Source organism: Nocardia otitidiscaviarum (assembly GCF_007362295.1).
GTDB classification, from domain to species: Bacteria; Actinomycetota; Actinomycetes; order Mycobacteriales; family Mycobacteriaceae; genus Nocardia; species Nocardia otitidiscaviarum.
In genome coordinates, this window is sequence record NZ_CP041695.1 from 1,410,485 (window position 1) to 1,434,650 (window position 24,166).

Annotated in this window: 22 protein-coding genes; 12 read left to right on the plus strand and 10 right to left on the minus strand. The window is 69.3% G+C overall.

Features of this window, described 5'->3' with window-relative positions; all coding sequences use genetic code 11:
• Positions 1-39: 39 nt before the first annotated feature.
• From FOH10_RS36225 to FOH10_RS05940, 5 genes are all read left to right on the plus strand, one after another.
• A complete protein-coding gene (locus FOH10_RS36225) occupies positions 40-1,515 on the plus strand; it encodes an N-acetylmuramoyl-L-alanine amidase (protein WP_143979954.1) in 1,476 nt (491 codons plus the stop codon).
• A gap of 345 nt (positions 1,516-1,860) precedes the next feature.
• Complete coding sequence (locus FOH10_RS05925; RefSeq protein WP_052373644.1) at positions 1,861-2,865, plus strand: Hsp70 family protein; 1,005 nt, start codon at positions 1,861-1,863, stop codon at positions 2,863-2,865.
• A gap of 184 nt (positions 2,866-3,049) precedes the next feature.
• A complete protein-coding gene (locus FOH10_RS05930) occupies positions 3,050-4,054 on the plus strand; it encodes an AurF N-oxygenase family protein (RefSeq protein ID WP_143979955.1) in 1,005 nt (334 codons plus the stop codon).
• Positions 4,055-5,641 carry an FAD-dependent oxidoreductase gene (locus FOH10_RS05935; protein WP_143979956.1) on the plus strand — a complete coding sequence of 529 codons (1,587 nt, stop codon included), beginning with the start codon at positions 4,055-4,057 and terminating at the stop codon, positions 5,639-5,641.
• A 632-nt stretch (positions 5,642-6,273) separates the two neighbouring features.
• Positions 6,274-8,577, plus strand: coding sequence for an acetate and sugar kinases/Hsc70/actin family protein (locus FOH10_RS05940; protein ID WP_143979957.1), 2,304 nt, complete (start codon positions 6,274-6,276; stop codon positions 8,575-8,577).
• A gap of 331 nt (positions 8,578-8,908) precedes the next feature.
• Here FOH10_RS05940 and FOH10_RS05945 read toward each other — a convergent pair whose 3' ends face one another.
• The 4 genes from FOH10_RS05945 to FOH10_RS05960 form a co-directional block, all read right to left on the minus strand.
• A complete protein-coding gene (locus FOH10_RS05945; protein WP_143979958.1) occupies positions 8,909-9,352 on the minus strand; it encodes a DUF421 domain-containing protein in 444 nt (147 codons plus the stop codon).
• An 18-nt stretch (positions 9,353-9,370) separates the two neighbouring features.
• Complete coding sequence (locus FOH10_RS35460; RefSeq protein WP_308212886.1) at positions 9,371-9,508, minus strand: four-helix bundle copper-binding protein; 138 nt, start codon at positions 9,506-9,508, stop codon at positions 9,371-9,373.
• 170 nt (positions 9,509-9,678) lie between these two features.
• Positions 9,679-10,440, minus strand: coding sequence for an SDR family NAD(P)-dependent oxidoreductase (locus FOH10_RS05955; protein WP_143979959.1), 762 nt, complete (start codon positions 10,438-10,440; stop codon positions 9,679-9,681).
• Between the two features lie 106 nt (positions 10,441-10,546).
• Positions 10,547-11,203 (minus strand): HAD family hydrolase, encoded by a 657-nt coding sequence (locus tag FOH10_RS05960; RefSeq protein WP_186000735.1) that lies wholly within the window; start codon positions 11,201-11,203, stop codon positions 10,547-10,549.
• Between the two features lie 201 nt (positions 11,204-11,404).
• Here FOH10_RS05960 and FOH10_RS05965 point away from each other — a divergent pair, with 201 nt between their 5' ends.
• Positions 11,405-11,608, plus strand: a complete 204-nt coding sequence (locus tag FOH10_RS05965; RefSeq protein WP_143979960.1) for a hypothetical protein — start codon at positions 11,405-11,407, stop codon at positions 11,606-11,608.
• Between the two features lie 207 nt (positions 11,609-11,815).
• Here the strand turns inward: FOH10_RS05965 and FOH10_RS05970 are convergent, their stop codons facing one another.
• The 6 genes from FOH10_RS05970 to FOH10_RS36230 form a co-directional block, all read right to left on the minus strand.
• A complete protein-coding gene (locus FOH10_RS05970; protein WP_244962047.1) occupies positions 11,816-12,553 on the minus strand; it encodes a sirohydrochlorin chelatase in 738 nt (245 codons plus the stop codon).
• 242 nt (positions 12,554-12,795) lie between these two features.
• Positions 12,796-14,130, minus strand: a complete 1,335-nt coding sequence (locus FOH10_RS05975) for a sulfate adenylyltransferase subunit 1 (RefSeq protein ID WP_143979962.1) — start codon at positions 14,128-14,130, stop codon at positions 12,796-12,798.
• Positions 14,130-15,068 carry a sulfate adenylyltransferase subunit CysD gene (cysD, locus tag FOH10_RS05980; protein ID WP_029932046.1) on the minus strand — a complete coding sequence of 313 codons (939 nt, stop codon included), beginning with the start codon at positions 15,066-15,068 and terminating at the stop codon, positions 14,130-14,132. The genes FOH10_RS05975 and cysD overlap by 1 nt, the downstream gene beginning before the upstream one ends.
• Positions 15,065-15,796, minus strand: a complete 732-nt coding sequence (locus FOH10_RS05985; RefSeq protein WP_143979963.1) for a phosphoadenylyl-sulfate reductase — start codon at positions 15,794-15,796, stop codon at positions 15,065-15,067. Before FOH10_RS05985 ends, cysD begins: the two co-directional genes overlap by 4 nt.
• 16 nt (positions 15,797-15,812) lie before the next feature.
• On the minus strand, positions 15,813-17,603 hold the full coding sequence (locus tag FOH10_RS05990) for a nitrite/sulfite reductase (RefSeq protein WP_143979964.1): 1,791 nt from the start codon (positions 17,601-17,603) through the stop codon (positions 15,813-15,815).
• 137 nt (positions 17,604-17,740) lie between these two features.
• The gene (locus tag FOH10_RS36230; RefSeq protein WP_368857812.1) at positions 17,741-17,833 is read right to left on the minus strand and encodes an Ms4527A family Cys-rich leader peptide; all 93 of its coding nucleotides are present in this window, start codon (positions 17,831-17,833) and stop codon (positions 17,741-17,743) included.
• 175 nt (positions 17,834-18,008) lie between these two features.
• Between FOH10_RS36230 and FOH10_RS05995 the strand changes: the two genes are divergently transcribed.
• The 6 genes from FOH10_RS05995 (at position 18,009) to dnaJ (ending at position 24,166) form a co-directional block, all read left to right on the plus strand.
• Positions 18,009-18,416 carry an SgcJ/EcaC family oxidoreductase gene (locus FOH10_RS05995; RefSeq protein ID WP_029932049.1) on the plus strand — a complete coding sequence of 136 codons (408 nt, stop codon included), beginning with the start codon at positions 18,009-18,011 and terminating at the stop codon, positions 18,414-18,416.
• A 145-nt stretch (positions 18,417-18,561) separates the two neighbouring features.
• A complete protein-coding gene (gene hemW / locus FOH10_RS06000) occupies positions 18,562-19,812 on the plus strand; it encodes a radical SAM family heme chaperone HemW (protein WP_143979965.1) in 1,251 nt (416 codons plus the stop codon).
• A 155-nt stretch (positions 19,813-19,967) separates the two neighbouring features.
• The gene (locus FOH10_RS06005; RefSeq protein WP_143979966.1) at positions 19,968-21,110 is read left to right on the plus strand and encodes an epoxide hydrolase family protein; all 1,143 of its coding nucleotides are present in this window, start codon (positions 19,968-19,970) and stop codon (positions 21,108-21,110) included.
• A gap of 52 nt (positions 21,111-21,162) precedes the next feature.
• Positions 21,163-21,741, plus strand: a complete 579-nt coding sequence (locus FOH10_RS06010) for a thioredoxin family protein (RefSeq protein WP_143979967.1) — start codon at positions 21,163-21,165, stop codon at positions 21,739-21,741.
• Positions 21,742-21,905: 164 nt separating this feature from the next.
• Positions 21,906-22,946, plus strand: coding sequence for a heat-inducible transcriptional repressor HrcA (gene hrcA, locus FOH10_RS06015; protein ID WP_029932053.1), 1,041 nt, complete (start codon positions 21,906-21,908; stop codon positions 22,944-22,946).
• Between the two features lie 65 nt (positions 22,947-23,011).
• On the plus strand, positions 23,012-24,166 hold the full coding sequence (gene dnaJ, locus FOH10_RS06020; protein WP_029932054.1) for a molecular chaperone DnaJ: 1,155 nt from the start codon (positions 23,012-23,014) through the stop codon (positions 24,164-24,166).

Consider the following 24,166-nt stretch of genomic DNA (forward strand, 5'->3'; position numbering starts at 1 on the left):
GAAGGGAGGGGCGTTCCGCCCGGATCGCCGTCACCGCTTATGAAGCCAAGCATCATCAAGGCTGGTATTCGCACTGCCGTCACGGCCGCGGCGATCACCACCGTGGCCGGATTCGTCCCGGCCACCGCGCTGGCCGCGCCCGACAACCCCGCGCCCGACAGCCCCGCGATATCCGAACTGCCCCAGAAGCTCGCCGGGAAGACCGTCTTCCTGGATCCGGGACACCAGGGCCCCAATCACAATCAGAACATCGCCCGGCCGGTCTCCAACGGCCGCGGCGGCTCCAAACCGTGTCAGACCACCGGCATGGTCACCGTCAACGGCGTCCCCGAGCACACCATCAACTGGAATGTCGCGCAGTTGGTGCGGACCTCGCTGGAGGGCCTGGGCGCGGAGGTCGTGCTCAGCCGGTCCGACGACACCGGCTGGGGCGGCTGCATCGACGAACGCGCCGCCGCGGCCAACCAGTCCGGTGCCGATGTCGCGGTGAGCATCCACGCCGACAGCGCACCCGCCGAACTGCGCGGCTTCCACCTCATCGTTCCGGAACTGCCGGTGCCCGACGCCAAGGCCACCGAGGTGCAGGGCGGACCCGGACTGGCCGCCAGCCAGGCCATGCGCGACGCCTACGTGCGCGCCGGTTTCCCCATCGCCTCCTACGGCGGGAACGAGGGCCTGCAGACCCGCGCCGATATCGCCGGACCGGCCCTGACCCATGTGCCCGACGTCTTCCTCGAAATGGGCAATGGCGCGAACCCCGAGGACGCGCGACTGCTCGAATCGCCCGAGGGGCAATTGCGCCACGCGGTGGCCATCACCACCGGCCTGGCGGCCTTCCTGCTCGGACTGGACCCGGGTCCGGCCGAGCCGCAGCAGGCGGCCGTTCCGGAGCCGGACCCACAGGTGCAGGCGCAGGCGCCCGCTCCGGCACCGGAGGTGCCCGCCTACCCGGTGCAGCCCGCGCAGGCGATCGAGCCGGACCCGGCCCCGGGCGCTGAGCAACCCGCGGTGCAGCCGGGAACTCCGGACGAGCCGCGGGCGGAGGGTGCGCCGGTGCAGCTCCAGGCGCAACCGGGAGCCCACGACGACGCGACCGCGCCGCAGCAGGCGGTTTCGGGCGACACGGCCGGCCACGGCATCCGGCCGATCTCGGAGGGTGTGCCGATTCCGGCCGGCACTCCGGCCGTCCCGCAGGCTCCCGGCGCACAGCCGAATCCGCAGGTGCCCGCCGCGGCCGCCAAGCCGAATCCGGCGGCGCCGGCCGCACCGCAACTGCCGAACGCGAAGCCGAGCCCGGGGGCGACGGCACCGTCCACGCCGGGGGCGGACAAGACGAAGCAGTCGGAATCCGGTTCGCTGAAGACGCTGGTGCAAACCGCCGTGCAGCTGCTGGGGCCGATGGCCAAGATGCTCGGCATGAACAGTCAGGAGACCGGGATCGCCTCCAGTCTGGTCAATCTCGCCTACACGCTGGTCTCGACCCTCATGTCGGAGTTGATCGCGCCGACCAACTGAGCGCCGTGCCCGCCGAACCGTGCCGCCCTCGCACCGAATTCCCCGGTGCGAGGGCGGTTTTCGTTGTCCGCAAGTACGGGCGCGGCGGGGGCGGGCGGTTCATGGCGGCAAGATCAACACGGACCGACCGGTGCGTGGGATTCGGGCAAACTTCTCGCGATCTCGATGTCCGCTCGGGTGCGGCGTCACCCAGCCCCCGCTCACCGGCGGTGCCGTCACCGGGAGGCGCAACTGCGGACAACCGGGTGTCCTCTGCTTGGCAAGCATCCGGCGCGGTGGTTGCCTGAAACACGGGTCGGGTCATGGTGACTGGCGAAACAACGACTCGTCGATCGAGGTGAACTGATGGTGTTCGGCGTTGGTCTCAGTATCGGAACGGTCAATACGGTGTGCGCGACGGCATCGGACCGTGCGGGCAAGAATCCGCCCGGCCGTCGCCGCGGCGCCGTCCCCGTCACCTGGCGGACCACTCTCACCTTCGACAGTTCGGGCAATGCCCGCGTCGGCCGGATACCCAAACACGGTCGCGTCATCACCGAATTCGCCGATCTGACCCAGCGCGGCGCGCCGACCGCGCGCGTCGGCCACCGCGCGCTCACGGCACCGGATCTGGTGGCGACCGTGGCGTACAGCGTGATCGAGGAGGTGCTGGGGAAGGCTCCGGCCGCGGACACCGCCGTCACGGTGGCCCATCCGGCCGGGTACTCCGACGATCACGTGGCCGACCTGCGTGCCGCGCTCGCGGGCGTCGGGCTCGACCGGGCCACCCTGCTGGCCGAGCCCCTCGCCGCGGTGTCCTGGCTCGCCGCCGAACGCGGACCGCTCACCCCGGGACTGGCGCTCGTCTACGACCTGGGCGGCTCCGGCCTCACCGTCACCCTCGTGCGCGTGGGCGCGGGCGCGCCCGCCGATCCCATCGTGGGGGAGCCGGTGCGCTCCACCGACTACGGTGGTCGCGCCTTCGGCGGCATGCTCGCCCAGCATCTGAAGCGCCACGGCGGTTCGGTCGTCTCCCACGTCTCCGACGCTGATGCCGGCGATCTGCGCGCCCGCCATGTGCGCCGCTCCCTCGCTCTGGTCTACCGGGGTCTGCGCATCGCCGACGTCACCATGGCCGACGTCGACCGCGTACTGGTCGTGGGCGGTGCGGCCCGCCCGCCCGAGGTCGCCGAGGTGCTCTCGGCCGAACTGGCACGCCCTGTCATCGTGGCGCAGGACCCCGAACGCACCATTGCCGACGGCGCGGCCATCGCGGCCCGCGACGCCCAACTCGACCACGAGGCCGCGACCCACCGACACCCCGGCTTCAGCCTCTTCCGTCGCCGCCTGGCCCGCGTCGCCGCCATCTGAGCGGTTCGGGTTACGGATACTTCCGTGCGCTGTGATGCGGGTCTCTTCGCGGTTTCGCGCGCATCCTCCCCGGTCACGACTCGCGGGTAACCAGATATCCGTGACAGCATTATTGACGTAACTCCGGTTTGGTGTAACCATGGGACACAGTTACCGACACTGAACTGGAGAGGCTGTGACGACGATGTCCGTAGCCACAACGCCCATCGACGACCCGATCGTCGCGGAAGCTCAGGAATACGCGCAGAAGCTGCTGCTGCTGTCGGAAGGGTCGGTGAACAAGCACTTCGACCCCTACGAGGACATCGACTGGGAGAACCCGGACTTCGACGCGAACACCAAGCCCGAGCGCTGGATCCTGCCCGAGTCCGCCGACCCGCTGGGTCGCCACCCCTGGTACCGCGCGCTGAGCGATGAGCAGAAGATCGCCATCGGCAAGTACCGCCAGGCCAATGTCGCCAAGGTCGGCCTGCAGTTCGAGTCCATCCTGATCAGCGGCATGGTGCAGCACACCTTCTCGCTGCCCAACGGTGACCCGGAGTTCCGGTACTGCACCCACGAGATGGCCGAAGAGCTCAACCACACCCTGATGTTCCAGGAGATGGTGAACCGCATCGGCATGGACGTACCGGGCATGGGCCCGCTCGTGCGCCAGCTGCGCCACCTCGGCGTGCCCGTGGCCGTCATGTTCCCGAATCTGTTCTTCATGGCCGTACTCGCGGGCGAGGAGCCCATCGACCACATCCAGAAGCAGATCCTGCGCTCCGGCGAGGACGTGCACCCGATCATGCGCGGCGTCATGGCGATCCATGTCGCCGAGGAGGCCCGCCACATCTCCTTCGCGCACGAATTCCTCAAGCAGCATGTGCCCGAGCAGGGCGCGCCGCAGCGCTTCGTGCTCTCCATCGCCATGCCGATCGTCATGTGGATTCTGGGCCGCTCCATCGCGACCCCGCCCAAGGCGTTCTTCCAGGAGTTCGACATCCCGGAGAAGGTGCGCAAGGAGCTGTTCTACGGGTCCAAGGACGCCAAGCAGGTCTTCGCCGACTACTTCGTGGACGTGCGCGCCCTGGCCAAGGAGATCGGCCTGATGAACCCGGTCTCCAAGGCGGTGTGGAAGCTGCTGCGCATCGACGGCCCCACCTCCCGCTACCGCTCGGAGCCGCTCCGCGGCAGCAAGGCGGTCTAGATGCCCTACGTCGTCACGCAGTCCTGCTGCAGCGACGCGTCCTGCGTCTACGCCTGCCCGGTCAACTGCATCCACCCCACGCCGGACGAACCCGACTTCCGTACGGCGGAGATGCTCTACGTCGACCCGAAGGCGTGCGTGGACTGCGGCGCGTGCGCCACCGCCTGCCCGGTGGACGCCATCACCTCCTCGAAGAAGCTGACCGCGGACCAGCAGCCGTTCATCGAGATCAACGCCGACTTCTACCGGCAGGAGCGGCCCCGGCCGCTGCTGGCGCGGCCCATTCCCGCGCCCGAGGTGAAGCCCGGCCGGGAGCCGCTGCGGGTGGCCGTGATCGGTTCCGGACCGTCGGCCATGTACGCCGCCGACGAGCTGCTCACCCAGGCCGGGGTGCAGGTGACGGTGTTCGACCGGCTGTCCACGCCGTACGGTCTGGCCCGCTTCGGCGTCGCGCCCGATCACGCCAAGACCCGTCAGGTCGCCAAGCTCTTCGACACCATCTCGGCGCAGCCGGGCTTCGGCTCGTACCTGAATGTCGAGATCGGCAAGCATATTTCGCACGAGGAGCTGCTGCGGCACCATCACGCCGTGGTGTACGCGGTGGGTGCCTCCGCGGACCGCAAGCTCGGCATTCCGGGCGAGGGGCTGCCGGGCAGCGTCTCGGCCACCGAGTTCGTGGCCTGGTACAACGGGCATCCCGATCATGCCGATCGGTACTTCGACCTGTCCCAGCGGCGGGCGGTCATCGTCGGCAACGGCAACGTCGCCCTCGATGTGGCGCGGCTGCTGACCACCGATCCGGAGCTGCTGGCCGGGACCGAGGTCTCGCCCAAGGCGTTGCAGGCGCTGCGGCACAGCAAGATCGAGGAGGTGGTGGTCGTCGGGCGTCGCGGTCCGGCCGAATCCGCCTTCACCGTGCCGGAATTCGTGGGTCTGCTGGGCGCCGACGTGGATATCGTCGTCGAGGGCGAGATTCCCGAGACCCCGGCCGACGCGCCGCAGAAGGTCGAGCAGAAGCTGAAGCTGCTGCGCGGACTGGCGGAGCGGCCGACCGGTGGGCGCAAGCGCATCGTCTTCAAGTATCTGGCGTCGCCCACCGCGCTCACCGGGGTGGACCGGGTGACCGGGATGGAGCTGGTGCGCAACGAACTCGTCGCCGACGCCGACGGCGCGGTGCGGGCCGTGGCCACCGAGCAGACCGAAACCCTGGATACCGGACTGGTTCTCACCTCGGTGGGGTACCGGGGTGTGCCGCTGACCGGGCTGCCGTTCGACGAGCGGGCCGGGGTGGTGCCGAATCTGGACGGCCGGGTGTTGGAGGCCACGGGTGGTGCGGTGGTGTCCGGAGCCTATGTCACTGGGTGGATCAAGCGGGGACCGACCGGTTTTATCGGCACCAACAAGTCCTGCGCACAGGAAACCGTGCGGCAGCTGGTCGCGGACTTCAATGCGGGACGGCTGTCCGAACCGGCCGGTAGCGCAGCCGAATTCGACCGCTTGGTTGGAGCTCGGCAGCCGCAGGTCGTCCGTGGTGGTGCCGCCAACCATCCACGACGTTCGTTGCGTCTGCTGGTGCGCAGCCGCTAGTCCCGAGCAGGGCTCGGAAACCGACCTCACGACCGCCGTATGCGATCCGATCGCATACGGCGGTCGTCCTGTTTGGGCGAATAGTCCTGCTGCATACCGTGATTCGAGGGCTTCTTCCGGGTGGATATCGCTGCGCGACCGTCCAGGATGTGTGAGTTGTGTGATCGCGTGTAATACCGCGGGGCGGCCGGACGACGTTCTTCGTATGACCGTCCGAGTGTCGACCGGGTAGCGGTCTATTCCATTCCGAATACCGAAGTTTCGGGTGAGCAACCAAGCAGTGACCCGAAAATCACCGTGCCGTACGGACGTCGCGGTTTTGTTTTCCGGACTCTTCTCGCGTACCGGTTGGTATTGAATGACGTTCGCTGAGTTGTAGCCACAAAGCAAGACTGGTCGGTATTTCTGGGCTGTAAGTTGGCTGCGATCTTGGTCTTGATGCTGTCCGACCAGTAGATTCGCAAACTTGGCTACCGTTCACGAAAACTTTTCCACCGATTCAACATTCACGTCCGGCACGAGCCAGCTAACCTGAACGCGCTGTTTGGTAAACGACCGCGACCACATGGTTGTGCGACGTGGGGCCGTGGTCACGGTGCGTTGACGGGATAGCGATGACTGTTGGTTTTGGCATGAGCATCGGCACAGTGAACTCCGTGTGGGCGATCACCAGCTCGACCTCGCGGGCGGCGGGTGAACGCAATCGGCCCGCTGTCCGAGTCCGGCGCACGGCCGTCACCTTCGACAGTGCCGGCGGTGCCCGAATCGGTGGAATTCCCCGATTCGCCCCTGTTGTCACGGATTTCGCCGATCTCAGCCGCGAACCCGATCCGGTGGTGGTGGGCGGCCGCATCTGGTCGCCCGCGGATCTGGTCGCCGCGGTGGTCAACGGGCTCATCGAGACCAACGCTCCCGAGGCGCCCGCCGTAACCGCCTATCCCGCAAGCTATTCCGACAAGCACGTCCATCGGCTGCGGCGGGCGCTGGACTGGTCCGGTGGATCCGACGTCCTGCTCATGCCCGAACCGGTGGCGGCGGTGGAATGGCTCGACGCCCAGCACGGCATCTCCGAGGGCGGCCTCACCCTCGTCTACGACCTGGGCGGCAACAGCCTCGATATCGCGGTGGTGCGCACCGAGGCCGACCGCGGTGAGCGCGGGATACTCGGCCGGGCCGAACGCTCCCACGACTACGGCGGCCGACCACTCGGCACCCTGCTGGCCCGGTACGCGCGCAGTATCGCCCCCGACGCCGCCCAACCGGTCTCGGCGGTGGTGCCCGCGGCGGACACCAGCAGACTGCGCACCTGGCACATTCGCAATTCGCTACGGCTGGTGCGGGCCACCGTGCACCGCTGCGGCCTGAGCCTCAACCACATCGACCGCATTCTGCTCATCGGCGGCGCGGCCCGCCCGGTCGAGGTGGGGCGGGCGCTGAGCGAACTCGGACTGCCCATCATCATGTCACCGGATCCGGCGCACACCGTCGCCATCGGTGCGGCCATCGCCGCGGCGCGCAGCGCCGAGACCGGTTCCGCCATCGGCAGATACGCGCCCAAGGCGGCCGCCTTCTCCGGCGCGGCCGTCGCCTCGGCGCTCGCCATGTCGGCCGCCGCCATGATGGGCGGCACCTCGGGTGCGCCCGGCTTCCAGGCGACGCCGGACAATACCGGCACCACCAAAACTTCCGGGACCGGCGCTCACGATGTTCTCCTCCTCGACGACGTGAGCGCCGGGCCCGGGAGCCGCGTCCACGCGGTGAGCACCGCGGCGAGCATCCGCCAGTACGGCGTGATGCCGCCGACGGTGACCGCCGAATGGTCCGGCGGACGGCCCGTGAATCGGGTGCGCGCGGGCAACCAGTGCGAAACCCGTTCCAACGCGGGCAATACCACCTACGCCGACCCGTCGCGGTTCACCAATCCGGTGCCCTTCGAACTGCCCCGGGACAACGGCGGCGGTGGTGGTGGCGTGGTGATCGGACCCATCGATCCGGGGCAGATCCCGTCGGTGAGCCTGCCACCCGGTCTGCCCGGCATGCCGAATGCCGGTGACCCGGTGACGAATCCGATCGGAATGCCCGATCTCGGCGATATCCCGACCGCACCGGTGGGTGGCACGCCGCAGCTGCCCTCGATGCCCGATGCGATGCCCGATCTGCCGAGCGCGCCGGGAACCACGCCCGGCACCACCGATCCCGGTACGGCACTGCCCGACGGTACCGGCGGCGCGATCCCCGGCGATCCGGTCGGCACCGGCGGTACGCCGGATACGAGCGGCGGCACCGGGGCCCCTGCGGGCGGGAGCACCACCGACGGTGGGAACACCGGCGGCGGAACGACTTCCGGTGGAACGACTTCCGGTGGCGGTGCGCCCTCGGGCGGCACCGACGGTGGCGGATCGACGTCCGGCGGCTCCACCTCGGGCGGGAACACTTCCGGCGGCAGCACTTCCGGCGGCAGCACTTCCGGTGGCTCTACCGGTGGCGGTTCCACCTCCGGCGGCAGTACTTCGGGCGGGAACACGTCGGGTGGCTCCACCTCCGGCGGCTCGACCTCCGGAGGCGGCTACGGGTCCGGTGGCTCCGGCGGCGGCTACGGCGGCGGGGGCTACGGTTCCGGCGGCGACTCCTCCGGTGGTTCCGGCTCGGGCGGCTCCTCGTCCGGCGGGTCCGACTCGGGTGGCAGCTCCAGTTCCGGCGGCAAGAGTTCATCCGGCGGCAACTCCTCCTCCGGGGGCTCGAGCAAGGGCTCGGGCGGCTCCGGCGGATCGTCCTCCGGCGGTTCCGGTAAGAGCTCCGGCGGCAGCGGCGGCAGCAGCGGTAGCGGTGGTTCCGGTGGCTCGGGTGGCAGCGGCGGCTCGGGTGGCAGCGGTGGCTCGGGCGGCAGCGGCGGCTCGGGCGGTTCCGGCGGCGGAGGCGGTGGTTCCGACAAGTAGCACCCGGATCGACCCCGAGCAGTACCGAATCCCTGTCCCATCCCATCGGCTACCGCGCCCCCATCGCAGGTAGCCCTCGAACTGGTCGGCCGTCACGCCCCCCGTGCGACCCGTGTGACGGTCGGCTCGCCGCCCAGCACGACGAATTGCCCTTCGTGTCACCGGCATGCCACCGGTTACGTGCTCGGGCGGCCTCCAACGGGTCCACCCCGCGTCGTCCTTCGTGCCCGCGACGCGGCGGTGGGCCGTTCGACCGCCCGCCGCCGCGTGTCCGCACCGCGGCGGCGGGCGTCCCCAACCTCCGAGTGGGCGAGCAGGATTCGTCCCCCGTTCACTCGGGCTCTTCCACCCCGTCGAGGGCCGAACCGTCGCCGAACGCGGCGCCGGTGATGACGCTCAGGCTCCCGTCCGTCTCCAGGATCCCCGCCGCGATGCGCGTCAGATCGCCGTGACCGTCGGACCGCACCGCTTGCCGGATATCCGCGGCGCTGAGCAGCCGCCGTCCGCCGCGCGGTCGCGTCGCCACCAGCGCCGCCGCATACTGCAGCAGCGCCAACAGGAGCAGCGCCACCGCTCCCTCGGCCCAGGACACCTCCGCGCTGAGCAGGATGGTGGCCAGGGTCGAACCGAGCGCCACCGTGACGACCAGGTCGAACGCGTTCAGCTTCGCCAGCGTGCGCTTACCGGTAGCCCGCAGCACCACCACCAGCGTCACATAGGCCGCCGACCCCACCAACACCACCCGCAGCAGATCCGGCCACGCGTCGAACCACATGAGCTGTCCCGATCGCCGTCAGCTCAGAGCGGCGAGCAACTCCCGGCAGGACCGGGCGCAGCGCAAACACGTTTCGGCGCAGACACGGCAGTGCTCGTGGCGGTCGGCGTGCCGGTTCGCGGGATGCGAATCCACCATGGCGGCAACGGTGCTCATCGGAACTCCTCTCGTCGAGCGGGTGGCGGGTGATGGCGGTGGCATCCGTGCGTTCGTTTGCTCGGACGACCCGATCCGATCGACCACCACCCGGTGTGCTCGCTGGTACCCGCTGGCGACCGTCGTACACGTGCGCCCAGAGATTCGCCGCCTCGGTCGGCGTGCGGGGTTCAGCGCGCGGTGAAGCCGCCGTCGATCGCGAGTGCCGCGCCGGTGACGAATGCCGCTTCGTCGCTGAGCAGGTAGGCGCAGAAGGCGGCGATCTCGTCGGGGGTGGCGATGCGTCCGAGGGGATGCAGGGCGGCGATCGCCGCCTCACCTTCGGGCGTCGCGCCCATGGAGTTGCGGAAGGCTGGGGTGTCGACGGCCCCGGACACCACCGCATTGACCCGGACACCCCGTCCGGCGGCCTCCAGCGCGACCGCCCGGGTGAGTCCGATGGCGCCGTGTTTGGCCGCCACGTACGGGGCGACCTGTCCCATGCCGACCACGCCCAGATTGGAGGCGTTGTTGAGAATCGCGCCGCCGCCCGATGCGGCCAGGGCCGGAACCTGGTGCCGCAGACCGTAGTACACGCTGGTGAGATTGAGTTCCAGGTCGGCGCGCCAGCCCGCCTCGTCGATCGACTCGATATCGCCGAAGGCGTTGATCGCCCCGGCATTGTTGAAAGCGGCGTCCAGCCTGCCGAATTCGTGCACGGCGGCGGCGGTGAGGCGTTCGACATCCGCCTCCACGGTGACATCGGTGGGCACGAAGATCGCCCGCCCACCGGCTGCCCGCAGCTCTTCGGACATCCGGTCGCCGACCTCCTTGCCACGGGCGCCCAGCACCACCGCGCCGCCCTCGGCGGCGATACGCCGCGCCACGGCCGCGCCGACACCCGAGGTGGCGCCGGTGATCAGAACGACCTTCGACTCGAAGCGAGAACCCATCGCGCTATCCCCTTGCGGTAGAGATTGTTTCGTTGACACGTCTAGTAAAAGACGCGCGCGGGTTCGGATCCGGCGGGAATCGGTCGTCGCGTTCGGCGGCGAGAACTCAGCGGTCGGTGGGGGCGAGCAGATCGGGCAGCGCGTCCAAGCCGTCGACCACCACGCCGTAGCGCGTGGCCTGGGGCAGTTCCGCATGCAGATAGCCCCACGGCCCGCGCCGGATGAGCACCGGCACCATACCCGCGGCATTGGCGGGCATGACATCGTTGTCGACCCGGTCACCGACGTAGCAGATCTCGGGCGGCCGCAGCTCGGTCACCTCCACCACCTTGTCGAAGAATGTGGGATCCGGCTTCTCGAGCTCCCATTCGGCGGAGGTGTAGACGGCGTCGACGGGCAGGTCCATGCCTTCCAGCGCCGCCTTGGCCTGCGGCGGCTGATTGCCCGCGATGATCACCCGCAACCCGCGGGCGCGCAGCTTGGCCAGCGCCCGGCGCACATCCGGATACAGATCGTCGGCGTCGAAGTTCACCCGCAGGCTGCCGGGCTCCTCGGCCGCCCAGGCGATCTGCTCCTCCTCCAGATCGATTCCGGGCGAGAGTACTTCGAAGGCGTCGGCCAGCGGTCGTCCGGTGGCGGCCATGCCGCCGATCACCCCGAGCATGGCGAATCGGGGCACGCCCAGCCGGTCGGCCCACCGGCACCAGATCCGCGTCTCGTCGATCAGCGTCTCGCCCACATCGAACACCACAGCCTTGATCATCGGCCCAGCGTATCGGTGCCCGGCACGAGGCCGAGCGGCATCCCCGCCTCGGCTGGAGGGGCTCGGGTGTGAGGTCCGAACTGCGCAGGATACGGGTCGACGTGCACGCGAGTACCGCGATTTTCCGGTCGCGATCGGTCCGGGATGGGTATGGTGCGGACGGCGTTTGTGAAACTATCGCCTTTCAAAAGGAGTTCCCTCATGCGCATCCTGCTGCGGACCGGCGTCGTCGCGCTCGGAATCGGTGCGGCCGCCGCCCTCGCGGGACCGGCAGCCGCCGATATCCCGCTGGTCGAGGCGCCCGCCGAAGTCACCACCTCCGACACCCGTTCGACTCCGATCGGCGACGACATGTGCTCGTCGGTGACCGGGTCCTTCGGCAAGGACTACGAAGCCTGCATGTAGTCGCCGACACCGGTGCGCATGCGGCTGTCGGCCCGAGCAGTCCCGGGCGGGGGTACCGGCTCGGGCCGATGGTGTCGGACGACCGCGATGAATACGTGTCCCGGCCGCGCCGGCGTGGTGCCGAACAGCGCGGGCGGACGGTGGTGCGGTCGCGAAGCCAGCGGTGGCGGACGCGTCCGTCACGACCGGGACCGGGTCGCGGAGATGTCAGGCGGTCAGCGTGCGCGGGAGTGATGTCGGGGCGTCGAATCGGTTCAGCACGACGTCGACGAGCAGCTGATGCGCGCCGATCGCGGCGGCGTGGGTCAGGTCGGGGGCCGCGTTCGCCAGTCTGTCGGTGAGCAGCCCGGGAGCCAGGAACCACGGGGCGACCAGGAGTCGTTCCGCGCCACGGGCGCGCAGTCTCGACAATGCGGCGGTGACGGTGGGTTCGGTGGTGGCGAAGCAGATTTCGGTATCCCAGCCGGTACGGGCGGCGAGTTGCCGCGCTACCCGCGCCGTGCGCTCGTTCGCGGCGGAGGATGACGAGCCCACGGCGGCCACGGCGATGCCCAGGCGTATCCCGCTCGTCAGTGGCGAAGCGACCGGAGAACGCCCGCCGACGCCCGCGGCGGGCGATGCCTCCCCGGGCAATTCGGCGGTCAACGACTCGACCACGCGGTCACGCAACGCCTCGACCAGCCGCGGATCGGGACCGAGCACATCGGCCTGGGTGAGCCGCAGTCGCGGATGCCGGGCCCCCGCCTCGGCGAGCAGTCCGGGCAGATCCACCCGGGCGTGAAAAGCCTTGCCCAGCAACAGCGGTACCACCACGGCATGCGAGTGGCCGTCCGCCGCCACCGCGGCCACGACCTGTTCGACGGACGGCGTACTCAGATCCAGGAAGGCCAGGCGCACATCCAGATCCGGACGTGCGGCGGCGACATCTGAAACCACCGCGTGCATGGTGGCGGCCGAGCGCGGATCCCGGCTGCCATGCGCCACCGCGATGAGCGCCGGGCGGCCGCGATCGCCCGGCGTCTCGGCTCCGTCCACGGCGCGGCGGCCCGCTGCCGCGCCGGTGACGGTCAACGCGGACGCCGCTGTGACCACGGCAATCGAACTCGCCACCGTGCCAGTCGGATGCGTCACCGTGCCAGCGCGACCCGTCATCGTGCCGTCCGGCCTACGCGATGGCCGTGCGCTGCTCACACGCCGATCTCCGCACCGACCTCGACGGCGGTCAGCGCATCGCCCACCAAGCCCGCGGCCAGGGTGTTGCCGCCCGCCGGGTCGATGAGCAGGAAGGAGCCGGTGTGCCGGTTGACGCTGTAGTCGTCGGCCACGACGGGGTCGGCCACGCGCACCGAGATGCGGCCGATGTCGTTGAGCGACAGCGTTTCCGGGTTGGGATCGGCGGCCAGGTGCTGTTCGTCGAAACGTTCCAGCAGTGCGCCCACGATGGCCTGGGTGGTGCGGGTGCCGTGCTTGAGCAGCAGGCGCGCACCCGGGCGCAGCGGCTTGTCGCCGAGCCAGCACACGGTGGCGTCGAAGGAGTCGATGGGTTCGGGGGCGTCGGCCGCGGCGGCGATGATGTCGCCGCGCGAGACGTCCACGTCATCGGCCAGCACCAGGGTGACGCTGCGACCCGGCTGTGCCTGCGGCAGTTCACCATCGGGGGTGTCGATGCGCTCGACGGTGGTGCGGGTGCCCGAGGGCAGCACCACGACCTCGTCGCCCTTGGCGACCACGCCCGCGGCGACCAGTCCGGCGTAGCCGCGGTAGTCCGGGTACTCGGCGGTGCGCGGCCGGATCACATACTGCACGGGGAAGCGCAGCCCCACCTCGTGGCGGCCGTGGCTGTCGGCGTCCACCGGCACCGATTCCAGATGCTCGATGAGCGAGGGGCCGGTGTAATACGGGGTGTTCTCCGAGCGCGAGGCGACATTGTCACCGTGCAGCGCCGACACCGGAATCTCCTGCACATCCTCGGGAGCCCAGCCGAGTTTGGCGGTCAGTTCCCCGAATTCGCCGCGGATCCTGTCGAACACGGCGGCCGGATCGTCCACCAGGTCGATCTTGTTGACCGCCAGCACCAGCTTCGGCACCCCCAGCAGCGCCATGACCGCGGCGTGGCGGCGGGTCTGCTCGATCACGCCCTTGCGGGCGTCCACGAGCAGGATCACCAGCTGCGCGGTGGACGCGCCGGACACCGTATTGCGGGTGTACTGCACGTGTCCCGGCGTATCCGCGAGTACGAAAGACCGCTTGGGCGTGGCGAAGTAGCGGTACGCCACGTCGATGGTGATGCCCTGTTCACGCTCGGCGCGCAGGCCGTCCACGAGCAGCGACAGATCCGGGGTGGACAGGCCCTTGTCGACCGAGGCGCGGGTGACCGCGTCGATCTGGTCGGCCAGAACGGATTTCGTGTCGTACAGCAGGCGTCCGACCAGGGTGGACTTGCCGTCGTCCACCGACCCGGCGGTGGCGAGTCTCAGTAGCTGCGTTGGATGCTCGCTCCGCAAGCTGCGCTCGGCAGACATCAGAAGTAACCCTCTCGTTTACGGTCTTCCATGGCGGCCTCGGAGACGCGGTCGTCGCCGCGGGTCGCACCACGTTCGGTGAGCCGGGACGCGGCCACCTCGGCGAGAATCGCCGCGTTGTCGGCGGCATCGGAAATGATCGCGCCCGTGGTGGAGCCGTCGCCCACGGTGCGGTAGCGCACCGACTTGACCACCAGTTCCTCACCCTCGGCCGGACCGCCCCAGGAACCCGGGGTCATCCACATGCCGTCGCGCAGGTACACCGGGCGCTCATGGGCGTAGTAGATGGTGGCCAGCTCCACGTTCTCGCGGGCGATGTAGCGCCAGATGTCCAGCTCGGTCCAGTTGGACAGCGGGAACACCCGCACATGCTCACCGGGTGCGTGGCGACCGTTGTACAGGTTCCACAGTTCGGGCCGCTGCCGCTTGGGATCCCAGCGTCCGAAGGCGTCGCGCAGCGAGAAGATGCGCTCCTTGGCGCGCGAGCGCTCCTCGTCGCGGCGGCCGCCGCCGAAGACGGCGTCGAAGCGGTTCTCGGCGATGGCGTCCAGCAGCGGCACGGTCTGCAGCGGATTGCGGATACCGTCCGGGCGTTCGGTCAACCGCCCGTCGGCGAGGTACTCCTCGACCGAGGCGACATGCAGGCGCAGCCCGTACTTCTCGACCACCTTGTCGCGGAACTCGAGCACCTCGGGCAGGTTGTGCCCGGTGTCCACGTGCAGCAGCGCGAAGGGCAGCGGCGCGGGCCAGAACGCCTTGATGGCCAGGTGCAGCAGCACCGTGGAGTCCTTGCCGCCGGAGAACAGGATCACCGGCCGTTCGAACTCGCCCGCGACCTCGCGGAAGATGTGGATGGACTCCGACTCCAGCGCGGCCAGGGTGTCGAATTCGGTGACAGTGTTATCGGTGACAGCGTTCGGCTCGATCAAACTGGTCATGAGGCGTGCAACCCGCATTCGGTCTTGGCGAGCCCGGCCCAGCGGCCGGATCGCGGATCGGATCCCGGTTCCGGCTTCCGTGTGCACGGAGCGCAACCGATGGACGGATATCCCTCTTCCACAAGGGGATTGACGAGGATGCCGTTGGCCTCGATATAGGCGGCCATCTCTTCGTCGGACCAGGCGGCGATCGGATTGATCTTCACCAGGCCGAACGCCTCGTCGAAGGAGATCAGGGGCGCGTTGGCGCGGGTGGGAGCCTCCACCCGGCGGATGCCGGTGACCCAGGCGTTGTAGCCGGACAGCGACCTGCGCAGCGGCACCACCTTGCGCAGGCGGCAGCACTCTCCGGCGTCGCGGGCGAACAGATCCTTGCCCAGCAGCTGATCCTGTTCGGCCACAGTGTGTTCGGGCGTGACGTTCACGATGTTCACGCCGTACACCATCTCCACGGCGTCGCGGGTGCCGATGGTCTCGGCGAAGTGGTAGCCGGTGTCGAGGAACAGCACGTCCACCGGACCCCGATCGCCGGCGCCGCCGTCGGCCCGCACCTGCGCGGCCAGCTGCACCAGCACGGCGTCCTGCATATTGGAGGCGACGATGTAATCGGATCCGAAGGTGTCCTCGGTCCACCGCAGCAGTTCCAGCGCGGTGGCGTCCGGACCGAGTTCGGCCGCCCCCTTCTCGGCGATGGCCCGCAGCTCGGATTCAGCGAGTTTGGTTGTCATACCGGGTCTCTCCCAACTACCGCAGATCTGCCTCGTCGGCGCGAACAGCCCACTGCGCGAACCGCTCGTCACCGTCACGGTTCTTGACGAAGTTGCGCACCACGCGCTCGATGTAGTCGCCGAGCTCGGCGCTGGTCACCTTGTGCTGGCGCAGCTTGCGGCCGAAACCGCTGTCGAGCCCGAGGCTGCCACCCAGGTGAACCTGGAAGCCCTCCACCTGATTCCCGTCGCCGTCGTCGACGAGCTGGCCCTTGAAGCCGATATCGGCGATCTGGGACCGGCCGCACGAGTTCGGGCAACCGTTGATATTGATGGTGATGGGCACGTCCAGGTCGGCGTTGATGTCCGCGAGCCGTTGCTCGAGTTCGGGAGCCAGCACCTGCGAGCGCTTGCGGGTCTCCACGAACGACAGCTTGCAGAACTCGATACCGCTGCACGCCAGCAGATTTCGTCGCCAGTGCGACGGACGGGCGTGCAGACCCAGCGGTGCCAGCTCGTCGATCAGCTGATCGACCTTGTCGTCGGCCACATCGAGGACGATGAGCTTCTGGTAGGGGGTGAAGCGCACCCGGTCGGAGCCGACACGCTCCACCGCATCGGCGACCTGCTGCAGGATGGTGCCCGAGACGCGACCGGCGATGGGGGAGAAGCCGACCGCGTTGCGGCCGTTGCGCAGCTTCTGCACCCCGATGTGGTCGATGGGGCGCGCGGGCTTCTCCGGGGCGGGTCCGTCGATGAGCTTGCGCTTCAGGTACTCGGTCTCGAGCACCTCGCGGAACTTCTCGACGCCCCAATCCTTCACCAGGAACTTGATGCGGGCTTTGGTGCGCAGTCGGCGGTAGCCGTAGTCGCGGTAGAGCGCCACGATGGCCTCCCACACATCGGGCACCTCGTCGAGCGGCACCCACGCGCCCAAGCGCTGCGCCAGCATGGGATTGGTGGACAGGCCGCCGCCGACCCAGACATCGAGGCCGGGACCGTGTTCGGGATGTTCGACGCCGATGAAGGCGACGTCGTTGATCTCGTGCACCACGTCCTGCTGGCCGGAGATGGCGGTCTTGAACTTGCGCGGCAGGTTGGAGTAGCGCTTGTCGCCGATGTAGCGCTTGACGATCTCGTCGATGGCCGGGGTGGGATCGAGGATCTCGCCGAAGGATTCACCGGCCAGCGGCGAACCCAGGATGACGCGCGGGCAGTCGCCGCACGCCTCGGTGGTGTGCAGGCCGACCTCCTCGAGCCGCCGCCAGATCTCCGGCACGTTCTCGATCTCGATCCAGTGGTACTGCACGTTCTCACGGTCGGAGAGATCGGCGGTGTCGCGGCCGAATTCGGTGGAGATCTCGCCGATGGTGCGCAACTGCCGGGCGGTGAGCGCGCCCGCGTCGCAGCGCACCCGCATCATGAAGTACTTCGCCTCGAGAATGTCGATGTTCTCGTCGCCGGTCCAGGTGCCGTCGTAGCCCTCTTCGCGCTGGGTGTAGAGGCCCCACCAGCGGAAGCGGCCGCGCAGATCGCTCTTGTCGATGGAGTCGAATCCGGCCTTGGAGTAGATGTTCTCGATGCGGGCGCGGACGTTGAGCGGGTTGTCGTCCTTCTTGTTCTGCTCGTTCGGGTTCAGCGGCTCGCGGTAGCCGAGCGCCCACTGGCCCTCGGACTTGCGGCGGACCGGTCGACCGGTGCGCTCCCGAGGAGCCACGGGCGCTTCCGAACGCGGCCGGTCCGGGCGCACGCGTCGCTCGGCGGCGGGACGTGCGGGCAGGGCGGGGCGAGCGGAATCGGAACTGGTGGCGTCGGTGCTCGACGTCATGGGGATCGCTCCTGATGGGTCTTGCGGGCAGGCGGGAGGGGCTGGCTCACGCCTCCGAATCAGTGATACGGCTATCAGCGAACCGGTTTCCGCGGCGTCGCGGTGACGCCGGTTTCCGGGAAGAGTGGGGAGCCGATCTACCGGAGGCTTCCGGGCAGACAGCTCGCGCTGCAGACGCGCTTGAAGTCGACATGGCGTCGTGCCACGAGTCGTACTCCGAGTGCCGTCATGCAGCTTATTGTGCCATGTCAGACGGGTCGTTCCGACCGCTCGACAGTATTTTCCGGACTTCTCCGGGAAATCCCCTGGACAGCCGACCTGATTTGTGACGCTTCTCATAGCCCGGCCCGCCACCGGTTTTCGGGTATTGACCTGAACCGGTATCGAGGTTGAACGATCTCGGGTATGACGACACCCGATATCGATACCGCCGCCGAACTCGAGGCCATCCACGCCGTGGTCGCCGCCGTCGACCGTGCCCAGCGTGCCGAGGACGCCGACGCCTTCCTGGCCCTGTTCCACCCCGATGCCATCTGGACCACCGGTGCGGGCAGATTCCTCGACGGACGCGACGAGATCGCCGAGTTCACCCGTGCCGTGCTGCCCGGCGCGACCAAGGACGGCTACGCCACCTACGAGGTGTTCTTCGTGCGCTTCATCCGGCCCGACGTGGCCGCGGTCAAGGTCCGGCAGCGCTATCTCTCCCACGACGGTGAAGTCCAGTCCGAGGGCTCACCGCTGTACGGCATGACCAAGGAGGACGGCCGCTGGCTGCTCACCTTCTGCCAGAACACCCCCGTCGTCGACCACTGAACTCGCCGACGGCGCGCCGGGTCGGCACCCTGCCCGGAATGCCTGCTCGGCGCGCCGGGCCTGAGCGGGTTCGGGCCGGCCACCCACTTCCGCGACCGCGCTGCCGGCGTCGGACACCCGCGCCTGGTGAGGTGCTCGCGGTGTGATGTGCGCGACCGGTCAGACTGGAGGGGTGACCGCATCCGCTCCGTCCTCCGCTCACGCCACCCCGGCGGACACCGAAACGCCGGTGCCGACGCTGCGCGACTTCGGGGGCGGGGCGTTCGGGATCTACATTCACGTCCCGTTCTGCGCCACCCGGTGCGGGTACTGCGATTTCAACACCTACACGGCGGGGGAGCTGGGCAGCTCCTCGTCGCCGCAATCCTGGTTCGAGGCGTTGCGTGGGGAACTGGCCACGGCGGCAAGGGAATTCGAGGCGCTGCCGAGTGCGGTGCCGCCGGTGGAGACCGTGTTCGTCGGTGGCGGGACGCCGTCGCTGCTCGGCGGGGACGGGCTGGCCGACGTGCTCGACGCGGTGCGCGCGCACTTCACCCTGGCCGCCGACGCGGAGGTGACCACCGAATCGAATCCGGAATCCACCTCGCCCGCCTTCTTCGAGCGGCTGCGCGCGGCCGGATACACCCGCATCTCCCTGGGCATGCAGTCCGCCGCCGCGCACGTGCTGAAGGTGCTCGACCGCACCCACACCCCCGGCCGGGCGGTGGCCGCCGCCCGCGAGGCGCGCGCCGCCGGATTCGACCACGTCAACCTGGACCTCATCTACGGCACCCCGGGCGAGACCGACGCCGACCTGGACGCCAGCCTCGACGCCGTGCTCGCCGCGGGGGTCGACCACGTCTCCGCCTATTCGCTCATCGTCGAGGACGGCACCGCCCTGGCCCGCCGCGTGCGGCGCGGCGAACTGCCCGCCCCCGACGAGGATGTGCTCGCCGCCCGCTACGAACGCCTCGACGCTCGCCTCGAACAGGCGGGCCTGCACTGGTACGAGGTCTCCAACTGGGCCGCCGACGACACCGCCCGCTGCCGCCACAACCTCGGCTACTGGGACGGCGGCGACTGGCTCGGCGCGGGGCCGGGCGCGCACAGCCACGTGGGCGGCGTGCGCTGGTGGAATGTGAAGCATCCGGCGCGCTACGCGGAGCGGGTCGCCACCGGCGCGCTCCCGGCCGCCGGGTGGGAACGGCTCACCGACGAGGAGCGCTACACCGAGCGGGTCATGCTCACCGTCCGCCTCCGCACCGGCCTGCCCCTCGACGACCTCGACGCCGCCGGGCGTGCCGCCGCCGCCCGCGTCATCACCGACGGGCTCGCCGACCGCCGCGAGGACCGCCTGATCCTCACCGACCGCGGCCGCCTGCTGGCCGACGCGGTCGTCCGCACCCTGCTCACGTAGCCCGACCGCCCTGCGGTCCGCGCCTGGAGGCGCGTGATCCATGCCAGACCGACCGGGGCGGGCGCGCCGAAACCGTGCCGCGATACCGGGGCGGCCGACTAGGCTGCTGCCCACCAGGGCTTTCGAGTTCGTATCGCGGCTGCGAGGAATCCGTCATGTACGACGAGGACATTGTTCCGTTCCAGGTGGAGATCGGCCGGGACGAGTTGTCGGATCTACGCCGACGGCTCGGCGAAACCCGCTGGCCCACACAGATTCCCGGCGTCGGCTGGGCACGGGGCGTCCCGGTCGACTATCTGCGCGAACTGGCCGGGCATTGGGCGGAGCGGTTCGACTGGACGGTGTGGGAGAAGCGGCTCAACTCCTATCCGCAATACCTCACCACCATCGACGGCACCCGAATCCACTTCCTGCACATCCGTTCTCGCCATCCCGATGCCATTCCGCTGGTGCTGCTGCACGGCTGGCCCGGCTCGGTGCTGGAATTCCTGGACGTCATCGAACCGCTCACCGATCCGGGGGACGACGGCCCGGTCTTCGACCTGATCATTCCGTCGCATCCCAACTTCGGATTCTCCGGTCCCGCCCTCGATATCGGCTGGGACAGCACCCGCACCGCCCGCGCCTACGCCGAACTCATGCGCCGCCTCGGCTATCCCCGCTACGGGGTGCAGGGCGGCGACTTCGGCGCGTTCATCGCCCCCGATCTCGGCCGCATCGACGCCGGTAGCGTGATCGGCGTGCACGTCAACGCCGCCACCATGGGCTTCATCCCCTACGGCCCGGTACCGGACCAGGAGGTGGAGACCCTCACCGAACTCGAGCGCATCCGCCTGCTGCGCCTGGGCCGCTACCTCTCCGACGGCAGCGGCTACTTCCAGATCCAGGGCACCCGACCGCACACCCTCGGCTTCGCGCTGGCCGACTCCCCGGCGGGCCAACTCGCCTGGATCGTCGAGAAGTTCGAGGCCTGGACCGGCACCGACGGCACCCTGGACGACCGGGTGAACCGCGACCACATGCTGGCCAACATCTCCGTCTACTGGTTCACCAACACCGGAAGCAGCTCGGCCCAGCTGTATTACGAGTCGCTGCACACCCGCAACCTCCCCACCCCCTCCCGCACCCCCACGGCCGTGGCCAACTTCGCCGAGGATGTCGCCATCCGCCGCTATGCCGAACAGGTCAACCACATCGTCCGCTGGACCGACTACGACTCCGGCGGTCACTTCGCGGCCATGCAGACCCCCGACATCCTGGCCGCCGACATCCGCGCCTTCTTCGCCGAACTGAGCTGATTCACCACGCCGAACCCCGCACAGACGCGTCCCGGCGACGGACAATGGGCGGATGGCGCTCCAATCCCTGATGGTTCAGCTCGGCACGCCCGCCCCCGATTTCACGCTGCCGTCCGTCGACGGTGGCACGTTCTCCCTGAGCAGTTTCGCTTCCCAACCGGCCCTGCTGGTCGCCTTCCTGTCGAATCACTGTCCGTACGTGCGGCGGATCGAGCACGCGTTCGGCGCGGTGACCGCGGAACTGGCGTCCGAGGGTCTGGCCACGGTCGCGATCGGCAGCAACGATGTGCGCAACTATCCCGACGACGATGCCGACCACCTGCGCGAGCAGGCGCGGCGGGCAGGATTCCGGTTCCCGTATCTGATCGACGAATCGCAGGAGGTGGCCAAGGCGTTCCGAGCGCAGTGCACCCCGGATCTGTTCCTCTACGACGCCGACCGCCGCCTGGCCTACCGCGGCGAATTCGATGCCGCCCGGCCCGGCAACGATCTGCCCTCCGACGGTGCGTCGCTGCGGTCGGCGGTGTCGTTCGTGTTCGCGGGCGGCATCGTTCCGGAACCGCATACGCCCAGCATCGGCTGCGGCATCAAATGGAAGCCCGGCAATGAACCGCGGATGACCTTGGGGTAGTTCCGCGGGCCGATATCCACGCAGCTGGTGACGGGTGCGCGGGCGATACGCCGTCGGGCAATTAAACTGGATCGCGGATCAACCGGGAATCCGCGAGTCCACCCTGCGCTCCGAACGGGTGCGGGCGGGCGGCGGACCCGAAGGCGAACGAGGAGGTGGGGCAGATGTCGAGCACCGAGCAACGGCGGCTCGAAGTCCTGCGCGCGATCGTCGCGGATTACATCGCGACCAAGGAACCGATCGGGTCCAAGAGTCTGGTCGATCGGCACAACCTGGGCGTCTCCAGTGCGACCGTGCGCAATGACATGGCGGTGCTGGAGGCCGAGGGCTACATCACCCAGCCGCACACCAGCTCCGGCCGCATCCCCACCGACAAGGGCTATCGCCAGTTCGTCGACCACATCGCCGAGGTGAAACCGCTGTCCGGGGCCGAGCGGCGGGCGATCATGGAATTCCTGGAGAACGGCGTCGATCTCGACGATGTGCTGCGGCGCGGGGTGCGCCTGCTGGCCCAGCTGACCCGCCAGGTCGCCATGGTGCAGTACCCGACCGTCACCGCCTCCACCGTCCGCCATCTGGAGGTGGTCGCGCTCAATCCCGCCCGGCTGCTGCTGGTGGTCATCACCGACACCGGCCGCGTCGACCAGCGGCTGGTGGAGCTGGGCGATGTGGTCTCCGAGGAAGATCTCGCCGCGCTGCGCGGCATGCTCGGCAAGGCCATGGACGGCAAACGGCTGGGCGCGGCCTCGGCCGCGGTGGCCGAACTGCCCGAGCACGCCCCGGCCAAGCTGCGGGACGTGCTGGTGCGGGTGTCGACGGTATTGGTGGAGACCCTCGTCGAACATCCGGAGGAGCGGCTGGTGCTCGGTGGCACCGCCAATCTGACACGCAGCGCCTCCGATTTCGCGGGCAACGGGTTCCCCGGCTCGTTGCGCTCGGTGCTGGAGGCGCTCGAGGAGCAGGTGATCGTGCTGAAGCTGCTGGCCGCGGCACAGCAGCCGGGTACCGTGACCGTGCAGATCGGGGAGGAGACCAAGGTCGAGCAGATGCGCGGCACGGCGGTGGTGTCCACCGGCTACGGCGTAACGGGTACCGTGCTCGGGGGAATGGGTGTGCTCGGTCCGACCCGGATGGACTACCCCGGGACCATTGCTTCGGTGGCCGCGGTCGCCCGGTATATCGGTGAGGTGCTCGCCGAACGGTGAGCCGGTTGAAGAGTGTTTCCCCGCACGGGCGGGGACGAGCCCCAGGACAGGACTAGAGAGCGCAAGTGGCACGGGACTATTACGCACTGCTCGGTGTCGCGCGTAACGCGACCGACCAGGAGATCAAGCGCGCCTACCGCAAGCTGGCGCGTGAACTGCATCCCGATGTGAATCCGGATCCGGGTGCGCAGGAGCGCTTCCGCGAGGTGTCGAGCGCCTACGAGGTGCTCACCGACCCGGAGAAGCGGCGCATCGTCGACCTCGGCGGTGACCCGCTGGAGTCCGGCGGCGGCATGGGCGGCGGCTTCTCCGGTGCCGGTTTCGGCGGCCTCGGCGATGTGTTCGAGGCGTTCTTCGGCGGTATGGGCGCTTCCGGTGGTCAGCGCAAGCCGCGTGGGCGGGTGCAGCCCGGCGCGGATTCGCTGCTGCGGACGCGGCTGTCCTTGCAGGAGTGCGCGGTGGGGGTGACCAAGCACCTCACCGTCGACACCGCCGTGCTCTGCGACCTGTGCCAGGGCGCGGGCACCAATGGCAACTCCAAGCCGGTGCGCTGTGAGACCTGTGGCGGCGCGGGCGAGGTGCAGACCGTGCAGCGGTCCTTCCTGGGCCAGGTCATGACCTCGCGGCCGTGCCCGACCTGCCGCGGCGCGGGGGAGACCATTCCCGATCCGTGCCGCAAGTGCGGCGGCGACGGCCGGGTGCGGTCGCGGCGCGAGATCGCCGCGCCCATTCCCGCGGGTGTGGCCAGCGGTATGCGCGTGCGACTGGCCGCGCAGGGCGAGGTCGGCCCCGGCGGTGGCCCGGCCGGTGATCTGTACGTCGAGATCGTGGAGCAGCCGCACGACACCTTCGTGCGCGACGGCGACGATCTGCACTGCACCATCCGCGTACCCATGGTGGACGCGGCGCTGGGCGCGACGGTGGTCATCGACACCATCCTCGACGGTCCGGTGGAGCTCACCATTCCGGCGGGCACCCAGCCCGGCGAGGTGTCGGTGCTGCGCGGCCACGGCATGCCCAAGCTGCGTGCCAACTCCCGCGGCGATCTGATCGCACACCTGGACATCGTCATCCCGAGCAAGCTGGACGGCAAGCAGACCGATCTGCTGCGCAAGTACAAGGGCCTGCGCGGCAACGAGCGCACCGAGGTGCTGACGGCCCAGTCCGAGCACAACAGCGGACTGTTCGCGCGGCTGCGCGCCTCCTTCAGCGGACGCTGA

Excerpts from the sequence above, each read along its gene's own strand:
- FOH10_RS05985 (WP_143979963.1), bottom strand. The coding sequence starts at position 15,796 with ATGACAACCAAACTCGCTGAATCCGAGCTGCGGGCCATCGCCGAGAAG.
- FOH10_RS05995 (WP_029932049.1), top strand. The coding sequence starts at position 18,009 with ATGACGACACCCGATATCGATACCGCCGCCGAACTCGAGGCCATCCAC.
- FOH10_RS05945 (WP_143979958.1), bottom strand. The coding sequence starts at position 9,352 with ATGTGGTTCGACGCGTGGCCGGATCTGCTGCGGGTGGTGTTGGTGGGG.
- FOH10_RS05930 (WP_143979955.1), top strand. The coding sequence starts at position 3,050 with ATGTCCGTAGCCACAACGCCCATCGACGACCCGATCGTCGCGGAAGCT.
- FOH10_RS05925 (WP_052373644.1), top strand. The coding sequence starts at position 1,861 with ATGGTGTTCGGCGTTGGTCTCAGTATCGGAACGGTCAATACGGTGTGC.
- FOH10_RS05965 (WP_143979960.1), top strand. The coding sequence starts at position 11,405 with ATGCGCATCCTGCTGCGGACCGGCGTCGTCGCGCTCGGAATCGGTGCG.
- hemW (WP_143979965.1), top strand. The coding sequence starts at position 18,562 with ATGTGCGCGACCGGTCAGACTGGAGGGGTGACCGCATCCGCTCCGTCC.
- FOH10_RS35460 (WP_308212886.1), bottom strand. The coding sequence starts at position 9,508 with ATGAGCACCGTTGCCGCCATGGTGGATTCGCATCCCGCGAACCGGCAC.
- FOH10_RS05970 (WP_244962047.1), bottom strand. The coding sequence starts at position 12,553 with ATGCACGCGGTGGTTTCAGATGTCGCCGCCGCACGTCCGGATCTGGAT.
- FOH10_RS05990 (WP_143979964.1), bottom strand. The coding sequence starts at position 17,603 with ATGACGTCGAGCACCGACGCCACCAGTTCCGATTCCGCTCGCCCCGCC.
- FOH10_RS05960 (WP_186000735.1), bottom strand. The coding sequence starts at position 11,203 with ATGATCAAGGCTGTGGTGTTCGATGTGGGCGAGACGCTGATCGACGAG.
- FOH10_RS06010 (WP_143979967.1), top strand. The coding sequence starts at position 21,163 with ATGGCGCTCCAATCCCTGATGGTTCAGCTCGGCACGCCCGCCCCCGAT.
- cysD (WP_029932046.1), bottom strand. The coding sequence starts at position 15,068 with ATGACCAGTTTGATCGAGCCGAACGCTGTCACCGATAACACTGTCACC.
- FOH10_RS36230 (WP_368857812.1), bottom strand. The coding sequence starts at position 17,833 with ATGACGGCACTCGGAGTACGACTCGTGGCACGACGCCATGTCGACTTC.
- FOH10_RS05955 (WP_143979959.1), bottom strand. The coding sequence starts at position 10,440 with ATGGGTTCTCGCTTCGAGTCGAAGGTCGTTCTGATCACCGGCGCCACC.
- FOH10_RS06005 (WP_143979966.1), top strand. The coding sequence starts at position 19,968 with ATGTACGACGAGGACATTGTTCCGTTCCAGGTGGAGATCGGCCGGGAC.
- FOH10_RS05940 (WP_143979957.1), top strand. The coding sequence starts at position 6,274 with ATGAGCATCGGCACAGTGAACTCCGTGTGGGCGATCACCAGCTCGACC.
- FOH10_RS05975 (WP_143979962.1), bottom strand. The coding sequence starts at position 14,130 with ATGTCTGCCGAGCGCAGCTTGCGGAGCGAGCATCCAACGCAGCTACTG.
- hrcA (WP_029932053.1), top strand. The coding sequence starts at position 21,906 with ATGTCGAGCACCGAGCAACGGCGGCTCGAAGTCCTGCGCGCGATCGTC.
- FOH10_RS05935 (WP_143979956.1), top strand. The coding sequence starts at position 4,055 with ATGCCCTACGTCGTCACGCAGTCCTGCTGCAGCGACGCGTCCTGCGTC.
- FOH10_RS36225 (WP_143979954.1), top strand. The coding sequence starts at position 40 with ATGAAGCCAAGCATCATCAAGGCTGGTATTCGCACTGCCGTCACGGCC.